Origin of the sequence: Mitsuaria sp. 7, assembly GCF_001653795.1 — a bacterium.
GTDB lineage: Bacteria > Pseudomonadota > Gammaproteobacteria > Burkholderiales > Burkholderiaceae_C > Roseateles.
The window spans coordinates 1,114,283-1,128,313 of record NZ_CP011514.1 but is presented as its reverse complement, the minus strand read 5'-3'; the positions used below and the strand labels follow the sequence as shown (position 1 = coordinate 1,128,313).

Sequence of the window (14,031 nt, the reverse complement as noted above, 5' to 3'; positions counted from 1 at the left end):
TATCGCAGCCGGGTCCGCCGCCGTCGGCGCTCAGGCCCCCCGCAATGCGTGGCGTGCGCCCATCCGGTCGCGCAGCGCCGCAGCCTCCCGCGTCAGGCCGAGCGCCTCGGCCGCCCGGATCGCGAGCGCATGGGCACGCCGCGTCGGCCGCTCGCCCAGGTTGAGCCGGGCCCAGGTCCACGCACGCCGGGGGTCGCGGCCGGCACCGAGGTAGAACTCGGCGGCGTGATCGGCGAACGCCTGCGGATGCCGGGACAGCAGCGCCTCGTAGCGACGCTTCGCGCGGGCGATCTCCTCGCGGCCGAGCGAGGTCCTGCCCTCGCGGAGGTGCAGCTCGCCGAGCAGCGCGAGGGCCTCGGGCTCGTCCGTATTCCGGGCGACACGCGTCAGCCGCGCCTGCGCCGAGGCCTCGTCACCCCGGGCGATCTCCAGCTCGGCAAGGTGGATGCCGGCCGCCGCGTAGTCGGGCAGCAGGCGCAGCGCCTCCTCGTAGAAGGCTGCGCCGCGCGCCGCGTCGCCGCCCTGCTCCGCCCACATCAGACCTCGCGCAAAGGCGATGGCCGCGGCGGGGAACGGCCACGTCGTGTCCAGCGTCGTCAGCGCCTGGGCGTAGTGGCGGTCGGCGTCTTCGAGGCAACCGACGGCGGCCTCAGCGCGGGCCAGGGCGCTGAGATTCGCGAAGTCCGGCCGGCGTTCGGCCTCGTCCTTCAGCGCGGGCAAGACCTGGCCCGCACGGCCCGTAGCGACCAGCAAGGGCGCGCGCTGAAGCGGCGTCGCGCCGACGGCATCGAGAGCACGCTCCGCTTCCTGGAATCGATGCAGGGTCACGAGCGCACGCGCCCGTTGCAGACCGACGGTCCCGTCGCGGATTGCCTGGCGGGCCGCATCGCGGATCACGTCGCCCTTTGGGCTCGCCGCGACCTCGCCCGCGCGGTCGAGCACACGGTAGTCGGCCAGGAACTGCAGACGCATCAGCGAGAACTCCCATCCCGCCGGATCGGTGCCGTGCTGGCGGATCAGGTGATCGAGGTTGGCCACCGCGATGTCGCTGCGCGTCGTGGCCGCCGTCGGTGTCGTGGGTGCCGTCGGTGTCGTGGGTGCCGTGGGTGCCGTGGGTGCCGTGGTCGTCGATGGCATCGCCGACGCGGCGAGGAACGGGAAGTCGACGGTGGAATGGGTGCGGTCGTCGTGCGTGACGCCATCGTCGGCCAGGTCCGGCGTGCCGCGGATCAGCAGCGAGCGGAACACCGCGTTGACGTTGACCAGCGGCGTGCGCCCGCCGCAGTCGGGCGCCAGCGTGGCGCCGGCGGCGCGGCGTTCGACGGCCAGGTAGACCTCGCAGCGCGTCTGCCGGCTGTCCACCCAGAGGCGGTCATCGGCCAGCAGTTCGGCAAGCCGCCGGTAGCGCGCGGGCGACGGCTCCTGCGCATCCGCCAGCCACTGGTTGCCGGCCACGCCGTCGAAGCCGTCGTACAGCGCCAGGTTGCGGCCGATCTCGCCGGCGAAGTCCTGCCAGGCGGCGGGGCCGGCGTGGTTGTAGGCCTCCTTCAACGCGTTCGCCGCCTCGTCCGTGCCGATCGTGGCCAGCAGCGCGTTGCCGGTCAGCGCGCGGCCCATGCGATCGATGGGCGCGCCGGGCGGTGGCGGTCCGTTGTCCGATCCCGACTGCCGGCGTTCCGTGCGTCCCCAGACCGCCAGCATCGGCCCACCGGCGTTCACGAGGCCGAGATCCACCGACACGACCAGCGCCGACGTCGTCCAGCCCGCGAGGAAGTTGCGCGCGGGGCCGCCTTCGGTCTGGCCCCACAGCGTGCGGATGCGCTGGAGCGTCTGCTCGTCGAAGCGGCGGAAGCCGCCGGGGTCGGCCGGCGCATGATCCGAACGGACCGCGTCCGCCGCCGCGTTGAGCGCGGCGCGGGTGCCTCGCACGTTGTTGAAGTAGGGATCGTCGCGCTGACCGGCGAACACGCGCAGGCGACCGCTCCGGCTGTTCAGGCCGAGCGTCGCCCCGGCGTCGCCCTGCACGCTGTCCTCCCGCCCGGCCCAGCAATGGACGATGCCCGTGGCGTCGAACTGGCAGAGCAGCCGCGTGCCGACGGTCGTGGCGCCGAAGCGCTGACCGCTGTCCACGTGGAAGACGTACTGCACCTGGTCGGAGAAGCGCTTGCCGACGATGTCCATGACGAGGTTCAGACGCTTCCCGTCGGCGGAGGTCCAGGCGAAGAGGTCGCCGATGTCGGCGGCGGGGTCGGCGATGACGGTGGGCGTGTCGAGGTGATCGGCAGCCCGGGACGGCGCGACGGCGAAGCACATCGCGCTGCTGAGCGCGGCGATGGCGCGGGTGATGAGGTGTTTCATGCCGGCAAGCCTAGGGATGGCCGCCCTGGAAAACTTGGCAAAAACTGCGATGGCTGCTGACAGGCTTTGGAGCGGGTTCTCCTTAGCATTCCACGCATGCCAATGCCCCGCCCTTCCTTTGTCGACGCTGTCGCTGCCGACCGCCGTTATCGCCCGCTGCAGTCGGGCACCGGCCTGCGGCTGATGCACTGCCAGTGCCGGGCCGCCCGCGGCGAGCGTGCGGTCGACGAGGAGCACCAGCAGTTCTCGATCACGCTGGTCGATCGCGGCCGCTTCACCTACCGGACGCGCACCGGCGCGGCCGAACTCGGTCCCGGCTGGCTGATGCTGGGCAATGCCGGCGACGGCTATGCGTGCTCGCACGAGGACAGCGACGGCGCGGGCGACGACTGCACGGTGTTGTCGATGTCGGCATCGATGCTGGACGGGACGCTGTCGGCCCTCGGCGCGGCCCGCCAGACGGGCGCGGGCAAGGCCTCCGAGCGCTTCACGCATGCCTGCCTGCCGCCGCTGCCGCGCGTGGCCTGTCTCTTCCGCGGGTTGGACGACGGCGGCGAAGAAGGTTTCGCCCTCGAGGAAGCGACGCTGGCCATCGTGGCCCTGGTGCGCCGCGCGCTCGGCGATGGCGAAGCGCCCGAGCCGCTGCCTCGTCAGGACGAACGCGCCCGGGCCGCGGCGTTCTGCATCGAGACGCGCAGCGCCGAGGCGCTCACGCTGGACGAGGTCGCGCAGACCGCGGGGCTGAGTTCCTTCCATCTGCTGCGCGTGTTCCGTCAGGCCATCGGCGTGACGCCGCACCAGTACCTCCTCCGTCAGCGCCTGATGCACGCGCTGCACCTGCTGCGCGACACCCGCCGCCCGGTGACCGACGTGGCCTACGACAGCGGCTGGGCCGATCTGTCGAACTTCAACCGGGCGTTCCGGCGGGAGTTCGGGTGCTCACCGCGAGCACTCCGGACGAGCGCGCGACGGCGGTCGTCCGACACCGTCCTGGACGCTGGGGCCAATCCGGATTCGGACGCCGACGTCGGTCTCAGACCAGACCTGACCCCAACGACAGGTCCAGCGCTGCGCGATGCTGCTGGTACTCCCGCGGCGACATCCCTGTCGAGGCGCGGAACGCGGTCGTGAAACTGCTCTGGTGGGCGTAACCCACCTGCTCCGCTACCTGGCCGATGCTGAGGTGGCCGATGAGCAGCAGGCGTTGCGCCTCGACGATGCGGCGCGACACCCAGTAGTCCTGCATCGTCGTGCGGAAGGCCTCGCGGAACACGGCGGCGAGGCGGCTCTGGTTGGTGCCCAGGGCCTCGGCCAGGTCCGGGATGCGCGGCGGGTTCACGAAGTCCTTGTCCAGCGCATCGCGCGCCGCGTGGGCCAGGTAGACGTCGCGCTGGCGCACCGCGGCCGGCCCCGCGAACTGCGCGTTGCGCCAGGCCGCGTCGAGCGTGAGCGCGACCAGTTCATGGAGCTTGCCCCGCACGAAGAGCGGCAGCACTTCCGGCGAACGCGGGGGATCGGTCATCAGCGCAACGAGCTGCGCCAGCCGGGCGTCCAGCGGCAGCGTGACGAGCCGCCCCGCCGTGCTGCTGCCCTGCAGCGCCTCGCGCAGCGCCGGCGGGATCGCGTCCAGCGACAGTCCGAAGGTCGGCAGGAAGGCGGTCGCCTCGATGAAGGCGACCACGCCGTGGAAGCGGCGGTCCGCCGCCGTGTCCATGATGAGCTGCGCACCGACCGGCACATGCGTGAGCACGATCTCGGGCCGGTTGAAGAGCATGGGGGGCAGGCCGGGCACGGCGTAGGTCGTGTCGCTGGAGAGCGAGGCGCGCAGGACCAGCAACGGCCGGTCGACGAGGAAATGGAGCCGCGTGTGCGACGGCAGCGTCCAGTTGCTGAGCTGCACGCGCAGCACGTCGGAGAGGAACAGCGAGATCTGCGTGCCGCTGCCGCCGAGCACGACGGCGTTGGAGCGGTAGACGCCGTGCGTCAGACGCTCGACGACGCCGGCGCCGATGTGGCGCGGCAGGTCCACGATCTCGGTCCACAACGCCGAGACCCGGGTCGAGCCCGTGGGCCAGACATCGCGCGCGGCGGGCGGCGCCAGAGGGGAAAGAGATCGCATGGAAGCGATTGTCATCCTGCTGAACTTCGCCGGCATGACGGTCGTTGACTGCTACGTCCGCTGGCCCTCACCCCTGCCCTCTCCCGCAAGCGGGAGAGGGAGAAAGAGGAGCCAGCGCTGCGAGTAGAGCCGGTCGGACTCCCTCTCCCGCTTGCGGGAGAGGGTGGGGGTGAGGGCCAGCGGCGGTGGCAGTACTGAATTCAGGGGCCATCGAAGACCGGACCGCACGGCCCCGTCCGCATGCCGGGCGCAAGCCGGCGCCACGGCAGCTGCGACGGATCGGCCACGAACGGCCCCGGCGCGCGCACCACGATGATCTCCTGCGCGATGCCGGCGAAGTCCGCGCGGAAGTGGACCGAGCTCTTGAGCACCAGGATCTTCTTTCGCTCCGGGTCGATGCCCACGACGCGCAGCATGTTCCGGTCGAGCAGTTGCGCCTTGACCGAGCTGACCGCGATCTCGACACCCTCGAGGCTCAGCCGGGCCATCGGCCCCAGGTCGACCGGCTTGCCCGTCATCATCGGACCGCCGAGCACGCAGCGACCGTCCGACAGCTGCTCCACCCGGTAGGTCGCCCGCAGCGGCGCATATCCCGCCTGCGGACACCCGCCGAGGTCGAGCGTGACCTGCCGGCCAACGCCGGCCCCATGCGCCGCCGCGGCGGCATCGGGGTCACAGATCAATCCGATGGCCGCGTCCCGGGCGCCGGCTTTCAGCAGCGATCTCAGGAGCCCGGTCGTGGACGCCGTCCCGCCGGCGCTTGGGTTGTCCTGCGTGTCGGCCAGGAGGACCGGCCCGGCCGCGGATCCGCTCACGCGGATCGCGCGCCGGACGGCGGCGTCCGGAGTCTCGAAGTCCACGCGCCATCGGGCCTCCACCGCGCAGACATGGTCGAACACGCGTTGCACGGCCTGCTCGACGGCGCGTTTGTCCCAGCCGCAGCCCCAGACCACCGGGCCGCACTCCGGGAAATCGGCCGCCGGGAACCCCGGCGCGAAGGACAGCGACAGGACGTCGCCGCCCTCCTCCCCGCGCAGCAGCGCGTAGGTCGAGCGGGCCGGCTCCAGCAGCGTCGACATGCCGTTGACGGGAATCAGGAAAGGCACGCGACGCGCGCTCCGGAACGGCGGCGCGCCGGCGGCCGACAGCGCGATCAAGAGTTCCGCGGCACGCCGCCCGGTCTCCGCCATGTCGACATGCGGATAGGTGCGATACGCCACCAGCCCGTCGGCGAGCCGCCGCATGCGATCGGTGACGTTCGCGTGGGAATCGAGCGACGCGACGATCATCATCCTCGGGCCGACCACCTCGCGCAGACGCGCCAGCAGCTCGCCCTCGCCGTCGTCGAGGTCCTGCGTCACCATCGCGCCGTGCAGGTCCAGGTAGACGGCGTCGACGTCGCCCGCACGCGCCGCGTCGACGATCTCGCCCGCGATGCGCTCGAAGGCCTCGGTGGTGACGTGCGCCGAGGCGCCCGCGCCGGCCCAGATCACCGGCTTGACCGAGTGGCCGCGTTCGCGCACACACTCGATGAAACCGCTGATCGGCAGGTTCACACCGACCAGATCCAGCACCTCGCGGCCACGACGCAGGGCCGGGAAGTCTTCCCCGAGCAGGAAGCGCTCATACGTCGCCGGGCTGGTCGCGAAGGTATTGGTCTCGTGCTGGAAGCCGGCGACGAGGATGTTCATGCGCCGGCATCCGTCCGGGCATCCGTCCGGGCGTCGGAAGGCGCGTCGGAAGGCGCGTCGACGCGGGACTCCATCGACGTGTCGGAGGATGCGCCGCGGGGCGCGGCGATCAGCCGGAGATGCCGGGTCCGCATCGTCGTCAGGAACAGCTCGCGTCCCCTGCGCCGCAGCACGCCGTGCAAGGGCGCGTCGCCATCGATGTTCTGCACGATCGCCGTGTCGTCGACCAGCGGCAGCAGACGGAAACGCGCACGGCCGTACACCCCTCGCAACCCCATGTGGGCGAAGGCCTGCGCCGGATCGTCCTGCGGCGCGGCGCCGATGACGATGTCCGCGCCCAGTTCGTCGCTGTGCCAGCGGCCCGCGAAGCTCGCCAGCAGCCGCTCGCGATCCAGCGCGGCCGGGTCGACGCGCACGCAGTCGTGCGACCGGCCCTGCTCCCGCAGCGCGAGGTCCGTCAACCGTCCGTCGGCGTCGATGCCGCCCGGCGCCAGGCTCAGGCCGACCAGGCTCAGCGGCTCCACGACGAGGTCGCCGCCTGCGCCGTGCACCAGCGGCAGCGGCGATCCGTTCAGCTTCACGATCATCTGGCCGTCATGCCTGGCCAGTTCCACCGCCTGGCCGCTCACCGGGTCATGGAAGTGCCCGAGCATCGCCTCGCGGCCGGTGACGGACACGGTTGCGGCGGCAGGCGCCAAGGTGTCGCCCAGCGCCGCCTCGATCAGGCGGAACGCCACCTCCGGCGCGGCGACGTCGCTGCGGTTGCTCATCACGACGACCTGCAGTCCGCGCGTCGGCACCGCGATCATCTGCGCGCTGCCGCCGACGACGCCGCCCGCGTGGTGGACCACGCGCAGTCCGCGCCAGGTCTCGTCGATCAGCCCCAGGCCGTACGGCGTGATGAATCCGTTGTTCAGGCGGGTCGGCGCGGTCAGCGCCGCCGTGAGTCCGGCGTACCACAGCGTCGGCTTGAGCAGGTGGGACAGCCAGCGCTGCATGTCGTCCAGCGTGGAGATCAGGCCGCCCTCGCCCAGCATCGTCGCGGGGAAGACGCCGCGGTCGAAGCGGCCGTCGGGACGCCGCACATGTGCCTGCGCGACGCCGCGCCGCAGCTGGAGGTCGGACTCCCACAGCTCGGTGTCGTGCAGGCCGAGTGGCCCCAGCACCCAGTCGCGCAGCGCCTGTCCGAACGGCCGACCGAGGATGCGCTCGATCGCGATCGACAGCAGGCGGTATCCGCCGTTGTTGTACGAGAAGCGCGCGCCCGGCTCGAAGTTGGACTCGCGCTGCCGGCACTGGTAGTCGAGCGAACCCTCCGCCGGCATGGCGGTCCCGCCGTTCGAGATCAGCGACAGGTCCAGCGCATCGCGCATGCCGCCGGTGTGGCTCATCAGCTGGCGCAAGGTGCGGCGCCCTTGGTCGGCGGGCAGCTCCGGCAGCCAGCGGCCGATCGGATCGTCGAGCTGCAGCAGGCCCTCGCGCGCCATCAGCAGGGCCAGCGCACTGGTGAAGTGCTTGGTGGTCGAGCCGATGCGCATGCGCGTGCCGGGATGGTTGGCCTGCATCGATTCCAGCGAGGCCAGACCCACGCCGGTGCGCAGCAGCGGCGCGCCATGGTGGACGACGCTGACCAGCAGGCCGGGCGCGTCGCTGCGGTTCCAGTCGGCCAGCACGGCGGCGAGCCGCTGGGCGACGGGATCGGAGGACTTCATCGGGACAGGAGACATGGTCGGAATGGCGAGGGGTCAGGCGTTGACTTCATGCGCGCTGCGCAGCACGGAGGATTCGAAGCGCCACAGCAGCGCGGCGCCCAGGACCATCGCGGTCACGGTCACGACTGTCACGGCCAGCAGCAGCGGGCGCTCGGATCCCTGGAGGTGATCGGAAAGCAGCCCGACCGCGATCGGACTCGCCGCGGACAGCAAGGCGACGACCGTGGCGTTGAGCGCGAGCACGCGCGAGCGGATGGCCGCGGGCGTGATGAGCTGGATCAGCGAGGCGTACACGACGGAGCCGACGAAGGTGGCCATGACCTGCATCGCGAACAGGCCGGCGAGTCCGGACAGGTCGTGCATGACCGGCATGGCCACGGCGACGAGACCGGCCACGCCGATGCATCCCCACATCAGGCGCACCAGCACGACCGGACCGAAGCGGCGCTGCAGTCGCGCCTGCGCCGCCCCGATCGCGCCGCCGGCGAGCGTGCCCGCGGCGAAGGCCAGGCCGATGGCCTTGCCCGAGTCCGGCACCGAGGCGCCCAGGTGGCGCACGGCGATGACCGGCAGCCAGGTCGCGATGGCGGTCATGCCCAGCGTGCACAGGCCCATCGCCCCGAAGATGCCCGTCAGCGACGCGGCATGGCGGCGCAGGTACGGCAGCAGCGTCGATGACGGGCCTTCGACGTCCGTTCCCTCGGGCGCCGCGCGCCGCAGCCGCAGCAGGCCGATGGCCAGCGCGATCAGGGGGCCGAGCGCCGCGGCGACGAGGAACGCGACCCGCCATCCCTCCAGCCGTCCCAGGCTCCCCGTCGCGGTGGCGACGAAGCCATCGGCCCAGGCGAGCAGGGCCGCGCTCGACCAGATGCCGATGCCCGCGCCGAACACGGCGGCCAGGGCATAGACGGCATTGGCCGTCGCGCGTTTCTCGCGCGGGAAGAGATCGGGGATCAGGCTGTAGACGATGGGGATCAGGCCCGCCTCGCCCAGGCCCAGGCCGGAGGCGGCCAGCAGCAGATGCCCGAAGGACTGCGACAGCCCGCAGGCCGCCGTCGACGCCGACCACACGAGCACGCACCCGCCGAGCACCAGGCGCCGGTCATGGCGGTCCGCCGGCCAGCCGATCGGAAACGCCGCGAGGCCGGCGAACAGCGTGACGCCGGCGCCTTGCAGCAGCCCCAGCTGCGTGTCGCTCAGATGCAGGCTGTGCTTCAGCGGTTCGGCCATCAGCACCAGCAGTTGACGGTCGACGGCGCCGACGATGGTGGCCAGCACCAGCACGGCAAGCGCGAGCCAGGCTGCAGCGCCGGCGCGGGCCGGTCCCGAGCGGTCCACGGCGACGGGCATCGACGCGCTGACGCTCATGGGGCCAGCCCAAGCTGCCGCGCGAAGAAGCTCAAGGTCTCCGCATCGCGCTCGATCGCCAGCGCGGCGTTCGTGACGTTGTGGGCCACGCCTTCCCGCACGCGCAGGAGCACCGGGCCGCTGCCTTCGGCGCCCTTCGCACGCACGGCGGCGACGAGCTTGCGCGCATGCCACGGGGGACAGGTCGTGTCCTGCAGCCCGGCGTCCGCCAGCAGCGCCGGCAGGCGCTGACCCGTCGGCAGGTGATGGAACGGCGACCACGCGCGCATCCACAACGCGTCCTCCTCGGCGAGGGGATCGCCGAACTCGGACCGGACGATGGTCAATGTCCCCGGATCCCGCGCGCAGCCCAGGACGTCCACGATGGGCACCTGCGCCACGCCGGCCGCGATCGACGCCGGCCGGAACGCGATCGCCGCTCCGACCAGCAGCGCGCCGTTGGACGCGCCGAACACGCCGAGCTGCTCCGCGGTGCAGAGCCCGCGACGCGTCAGATCGTCGATCACCGCGAAGAGATCCTCGAAGCCATGGCTCTTCCTCGCCATGCGGCCGTCCTGCCAGAAGTCGTCGCCGAACTCGCCGCCGCCGCGCAGGTGCGCGTGGACCCAGCGTCCGCCGGCCTTCACCCAGGCCGCGGCGAGGTTGGACCAGCACGGCAGCCAGTGCACGTTGAAGCCGCCGTAGCCGGTCACGATCGTGGGCCGGGGATCGGTGCCGTCGTCGCCGCTCATCACACGGTACGTCACGGCAGGAGCGCTTGAATCGGAGGACGGTCCCGCGAGCAAGGCCACGGCCGGCAGGCCCGGCGTCCGCGCTGCCGTCAGCGTAAGGCCGTCGAGGCGCGCGGAGGCCGGCTGGAAGGCATCGAGCCGTTCCGCGACGACGTCGTAGCGATAGGCCACCGGCGGCTGCGTGAGCGACGAATAGACGAACGAGAGGTCGTCGCCACCTGCCCAGACGAGGTCGTCGATCAGTCCGGTGACGAAGCCGAACGCGAACTTGCCGACCGCGCCGTCCGGATCGATCGGCACGATGCCTTCGACGCGGCCTTCCATCGACAGCACGCGCAGCCGTGCGCGGCCTTCGAAGCTTTCCCCGAGCACCAGCCTGCCGCCGGCGGGCGTCACGCTCACGAGGACCGCCTCGCCTTCCGGCAGCAGCTCGCGCCATGTGGCGTGATCGCGCGCACTCGCCAGCGGAATGCTGACCAGCCGGCCGCGCGGCGCGCCGTCGTTCGTCACGGCGATGAACGCGTCGCCGACGATGGTGCCCTTCACGCGGCCGTGGCTCTCGTCGAGGAAAGGCACCCATCCCTGCGCGTCGCCCCACGCCCCCGACCGGACCCATTGGCTCGGCCCGTCGACATCGGTCGGCGCGCGCGATACCTCCAGGCGCCGAAGATAGGCCGGGTGGACGGCGCCCTGCCCTTCATTGAGGAATGCGTAGCGGCCATCCGTCGAGACGCGTGCGGCGACGACCGGATGATCGTGGTGCAGCGGCAGCACGGTGCGCGTGAGCGCGTCGTCCAGCAACTGCTCGAAGATCCGCAGGCCGGGGGCCGGAGGCAGGCTCGCCGGATCGACGCCCAGCGGCAGGCCCGTGTACAGGAAACCGCTGCCGTCGGGCTTCCACACCGGCATGCTGACGGGCCCGATGACGGTGAAGTCGCGACACGCCGCGGTCGGCTCCTTCTGGGCGTCGATGATGCGCACCGTGGTCCGCATCGAGCCGTCACCGGACCCGATGATCAGCAGCACCCGCTTGCCGTCGGGCGACGGCTGCAGGTCCTGCAAGAGAGCGTCGGGCTGGCCCAGCGACGCGAGGTCGAAGATCACGCGCGCCTCCCCCACCGCACCGTCGGCCGCGGCCTCCGCCACGGTGACCACCGGCTGCGTCGCCCCCGGCGGCACCACGCGCGCGAACCACGTCCCCTGCACCTTGCGCGGCGCGTGGAAGCTCAGCACATCGGCGAACGCGGGACGCAGCAAGGCCTCGAAGGACTCGAAGCACGGGCTCCCGTGCAACGCATCGCGCGCGACCCGGTCCTGATCGGTCTGCCACTGCAGGACCTCGGGGGTGTCTTTCTCGAGCGCCTGATAGCGCCGTTGAGGATCGCCGGGATCGCCCGGATCGCCGGGATCGTTCAGGTCGCTCGTGTCGCTGGTGTTGCTCGTGTCGATAGGCAAGGAGTCATCGGTCATGCGGGGCTCACAGGTCGTAGCGCAGGGACAGTCCCACGGTGCGCGGGCGGATGAGGTAGTAGTCGGTGAACGAACTCACGTGCGGCAGCGTCGTGGTCGCGGCGCCGTTGATGCCGCGCTTGTCGAAGACGTTGTCGACCGACAGCGCCGCTTCCCACGCGCCCCAGGCCAGCGACAGGCGCAGGTCGGTCTGCGAGAAGCCCGGCGCGCGCGCCGCGCCGTCGAGGTCGAACACGCGCGCGCCGGTGTAGCTCTGCGCGACGCTGGCACGGCCGGCGGTGTCGGCCGGGCCGGCGAAGGCGTAGCCGGCCTGCACCGTCGACTGGAACTTCGCGGTGCCGGGCAGGCGCGTGCCGGACGGGATGGTCGTCTCGGTGGCGCTGCTCACGAACGGCGCGGTGGTCCGGGCGTTCGTGCGGGCCAGCGTCGCGCTCAGGTCCAGGTCGCGCGTGGCCTGCCATTGCAGGCTGGCTTCCAACCCGGTGCTGCGCGCCTGGCCGACGTTGGCCACGCCGGTGATCGGGGTCGTGCCCGGCAGCACCGCGGACACCTGCGCGTCCTTCCAGTCCAGCAGGAAGGCCGACAGGTCCAGGCGTACGCCCTTCACCGGCAGCAGCCGCACGCCGGCCTCGTAGTTCCAGAGCGAATCGGACTTGTAGGGAGAGAGCGCCGTATTGGCGTTGATGCCGCCGAAGCGGTATCCCTTGGAGGCCAGCACGTAGGCGAGGTTCTCGCCGAAGCGGTACTTCAACGCGGCCTTGGGCGTGAAACCGCTCTCCGACAGGCTCGCGATGGTCCGGGTGGGCGCGCTGAGGAAGGTCGTGCCGGCGTCGAAGGCCAACGACGCGTCGTAGTAGCGCCCTCCCAGAGACAGGCTCCACGCCGTGCCGAGCGGGATCTCGGTATCGGCGAACACCGCGCGTTCCGTCGTCCTGGCATCGGCGTAGACGGTGGCGAACACGTCCTCGGGCAGCAGCGCGCCGAACGGTCCCCACAGCGCCGCGCCGCCCGGCGCGACGTTGACGGCATGCGCGTCGAAGCGCGTGTGCTGGTAGAAGACGCCGGCCAGCCACTGGAAGCCGGTACTGCCGGTCGTGCCGATGCGCAGTTCCTGCGATGCCGCGAGGCTGCGACGCGTCTCCGGCCGCAGCGAGGTCACCAGGGGCAGGTCCGGCAGCGCCCCGACATGGAGCGACGGCCCGACGAACGAACCGACCTTGCCGAAGGCCCGTGTGCCATCCGCGACGCCCTGGCCCTGCTTGTCCAGGAAGCCGGTGTTCGACGTCAGCTCCAGGCCGCTGGGCAGCGTCCATTCCGCGCGCAGGTTCCCCAGGGTGAACCGGCTGCTGCGCGGTGACGCCACGTGGGTATCGATGCTCAGGCGCTCCGGATCCGGCGACACGGCGAAGGTGTCGTCGTTGCTCGTGCGCTGCGTCAGCACCATGGCCGTGACCAGCGCGTCCTTCGTCGGCCGCAAGCTGCCGATGAGGCGGCCGCCGGTCTGGTGCAGCTCGTTGGCTTCCGTCCGGCCGGTGCCGAGGTTGGTGATGTAGCCCGGATCGCGCCGGTCGAAGGCGACGATGCGCAGGCCGGCGACATCCGTCTGCAGCGGCGCGTTCAGCATGGCGCGCACGGTGTGGCCCCAGCCGCCGTTCTTCACGGTCTCGCCGGCGACGAGTCCTGCGGCCTCGAAGTGCTTCAGGTCGGGCTTGTTCACCGAATAGCTCACCGCGCCGCCCAGCGACGCGGACCCGAACATTGCGCCCTGCGGACCGCGCAGCACCTCGACCTGCTTCAGGTCGAAGGGCGCGAGGTCCGCGCCGCTGACGAAGCCGAAGGGATCGGTGAACGGCACTTCCTCGATGTAGAAGCCCGTCGTCGCCTGCTGGATGCCGAGCAAGGTGCCGCTGCTCGCGGTGCCGATGCCGCGGATGGTCGGCACCGCCTGGTTGGGATCGCCCTTGTTGACCTGCACGCCGGGGGTCAGCTTGAACAGGTCTTCCTGGTCCTTCGCGCCGCGGTTCTCCAGCGCCATGCCGTCGACGACGGACACGGTGCCCGCGACCTCGCGCTGCGTCTGCTTGCGCTTGCTGGCGGTGACGACCACGGTGTCGAGCGCCACGGCCTTCTCGGCCTTCTCGGCCTTCTCGGACTTCTCGGTCTTGTCTGCGTTGCTGGCGCTGTCGGCGCGGTCGGCGTTGCCGGCCTGTGTCTGCGCGAGCGCCTCGCCACCGGCACCTCCCACGCCCAAGGCAAGGATGGCGAGTGCCATCGGGTGAAGAGGGTTGCTGGGTCGAGACCGCATTGCCTGGCTCCATTCGTTCAACGCGTCTCGGGGGTGACGCGATGGGGAAAAGAATAGTTCTGGGGTCCGCGCCGCTTTTTCGCCAGTCCATCGATCTTTTTCGCCGATTCACGCGGCTAGGGAAAACGATGGGCCGATCGGTCCGCCGTGCTTGTCGTCGAATTCATGAAGCAAAACTACAGACCAAGGCGCCGTCGAAGCTGGCCTCGGAGGTTTTGGCGCGCCTTGTCGCTCGTTTTCTGTCCCTGGAACCGTCGACATGTAATCCGACTCCGGG

General features: G+C 71.4%; 8 protein-coding genes. 1 reads left to right on the top strand and 7 read right to left on the bottom strand.

Annotated features, from left to right (window positions below; all coding sequences use genetic code 11):
- Window positions 1-30: 30 nt before the first annotated feature.
- Window positions 31-2,358, bottom strand: a complete 2,328-nt coding sequence (locus ABE85_RS04985; protein WP_067270662.1) for a tetratricopeptide repeat protein — start codon at window positions 2,356-2,358, stop codon at window positions 31-33.
- A gap of 96 nt (window positions 2,359-2,454) precedes the next feature.
- Here ABE85_RS04985 and ABE85_RS04980 point away from each other — a divergent pair, with 96 nt between their 5' ends.
- Window positions 2,455-3,489: an AraC family transcriptional regulator gene (locus tag ABE85_RS04980; RefSeq protein ID WP_082938332.1), complete on the top strand. Its 1,035-nt coding sequence runs from the start codon at window positions 2,455-2,457 to the stop codon at window positions 3,487-3,489.
- Here ABE85_RS04980 and ABE85_RS04975 read toward each other — a convergent pair.
- The 6 genes from ABE85_RS04975 to ABE85_RS04950 all read right to left on the bottom strand — a co-directional run bounded on the left by ABE85_RS04975 (window position 3,392) and on the right by ABE85_RS04950 (window position 13,721).
- Window positions 3,392-4,477 carry an AraC family transcriptional regulator gene (locus ABE85_RS04975; RefSeq protein WP_197507200.1) on the bottom strand — a complete coding sequence of 362 codons (1,086 nt, stop codon included), beginning with the start codon at window positions 4,475-4,477 and terminating at the stop codon, window positions 3,392-3,394. The genes ABE85_RS04980 and ABE85_RS04975 overlap by 98 nt on opposite strands.
- Before the next feature lie 200 nt (window positions 4,478-4,677).
- A complete protein-coding gene (locus ABE85_RS04970) occupies window positions 4,678-6,168 on the bottom strand; it encodes a M81 family metallopeptidase (RefSeq protein ID WP_067270654.1) in 1,491 nt (496 codons plus the stop codon).
- Window positions 6,165-7,895: a serine hydrolase gene (locus tag ABE85_RS04965; RefSeq protein WP_082938330.1), complete on the bottom strand. Its 1,731-nt coding sequence runs from the start codon at window positions 7,893-7,895 to the stop codon at window positions 6,165-6,167. The genes ABE85_RS04970 and ABE85_RS04965 overlap by 4 nt, the downstream gene beginning before the upstream one ends.
- Before the next feature lie 18 nt (window positions 7,896-7,913).
- Entirely contained in the window at window positions 7,914-9,248 is a 1,335-nt protein-coding gene (locus ABE85_RS04960) for an MFS transporter (protein ID WP_067270647.1), read from the bottom strand.
- The gene (locus ABE85_RS04955) at window positions 9,245-11,449 is read right to left on the bottom strand and encodes a prolyl oligopeptidase family serine peptidase (protein WP_067270643.1); all 2,205 of its coding nucleotides are present in this window, start codon (window positions 11,447-11,449) and stop codon (window positions 9,245-9,247) included. The genes ABE85_RS04960 and ABE85_RS04955 overlap by 4 nt, the downstream gene beginning before the upstream one ends.
- A gap of 7 nt (window positions 11,450-11,456) precedes the next feature.
- Complete coding sequence (locus ABE85_RS04950; protein WP_067270640.1) at window positions 11,457-13,721, bottom strand: TonB-dependent receptor; 2,265 nt, start codon at window positions 13,719-13,721, stop codon at window positions 11,457-11,459.
- Window positions 13,722-14,031 lie beyond the last annotated feature (310 nt).